At 36.6% G+C, this 1107-nt stretch carries 2 protein-coding genes; both read left to right on the forward strand.

The window, feature by feature from the left end:
* On the forward strand, positions 1–283 hold a 283-nt coding region (locus RT405_RS09095), incomplete at its 5' end, for a 3H domain-containing protein (protein ID WP_313469198.1).
* 89 nt (positions 284–372) lie between these two features.
* On the forward strand, positions 373–942 hold the full coding sequence (locus RT405_RS09100; protein WP_313469199.1) for a hypothetical protein: 570 nt from the start codon (positions 373–375) through the stop codon (positions 940–942).
* Positions 943–1107 lie beyond the last annotated feature (165 nt).

Raw genomic sequence — 1107 nt, forward strand, 5'->3', positions numbered from 1 at the left:
AGAAACGCAAAAAGAGTTATATGCCATCGTGGACAATGGGGGAGAAGTGATTGACGTAATTGTAGAACATCCCATCTATGGAGAATTATCGGGACAACTGAATATCGCATCTCGTCATGATGCCGATCAATTCCTTGAAAAGATAAAGCATACACAAGCTAATTTATTATCGGAACTAACACAAGGCGTTCACCTGCATACCATTGCCTGTAAAGATAAGCAAACATTCGACCGCATCTTCCAATCTTTATCCCAGTTGGGTCTATTGTACCAAGATAAATAACTGTCTTGACATCTCTTTTCAAACAAGTATAATCTAGTTTGACAGGTGTCAAGACACCTTGAAACTATAAAATTATTGGAGATGTAACTATGCAAACAAAACGCGTTCACAAACTGACTATTTCTGCCTTACTTGTAGCAATGGGTATCCTCATTCCGATTATTTCACCCGTTAAAATTATTTTAGAGCCGGCTTCGTTTACATTAGGCAGCCATGTAGCTATTTTTATCGCTTTATTTATTTCACCTGTAATAGCAATCTCTGTTTCTTTAGGAACAGCTGTTGGTTTTTTGATCAGTGGTTTTCCATTGATCATCACTTTGAGAGCATTGACTCATGTTTTATTTGCAGGCTTAGGTGCTTATTGGTTAAAGAGAACTCCCAGTCTAATGGACTCATCTTTTAAAACACAAATTTTTTCATTCGTATTAGGCTTAATCCATGCGGTAGCTGAAGTGGCGGTTGTTTCACTTTTTTATTTTGGCGGAAACATGTCTGCATCTTACTATAACCAAGGCTTTTTACAATCGGTTTTCTTAATGGTGGGAATAGGAACTGTTGTGCATAGTATGATCGACTTTGGTATCGCTCATATCATTTGGAAAGCATTAAACGCTCGAACAAGTTTTGCTGCAACGCTATTAAAAATAAAAGGGTAAGACTAAACCCAATTAGTTGTTTACCCTTATTTTCTATGCTATAATACAATTTGAATAGTTCTGTCTATAGACAACGGAAAATTGAGTCGCACTTCTTTATTGAGTGCGACTCTTCATGACTTGTGCCTATAGTAGATAGAATTTTTATTTGACTAAAGAGGTGAA

Source organism: Carnobacterium sp. (genome assembly GCF_032094055.1).
In the GTDB taxonomy this organism is placed as follows: Bacteria; Bacillota; Bacilli; order Lactobacillales; family Carnobacteriaceae; genus Carnobacterium_A.

Bases quoted from the DNA above. Each gene is read 5' to 3' on its own strand.
- RT405_RS09100 (WP_313469199.1), top strand. From the start codon at position 373: ATGCAAACAAAACGCGTTCACAAACTGACTATTTCTGCCTTACTTGTA.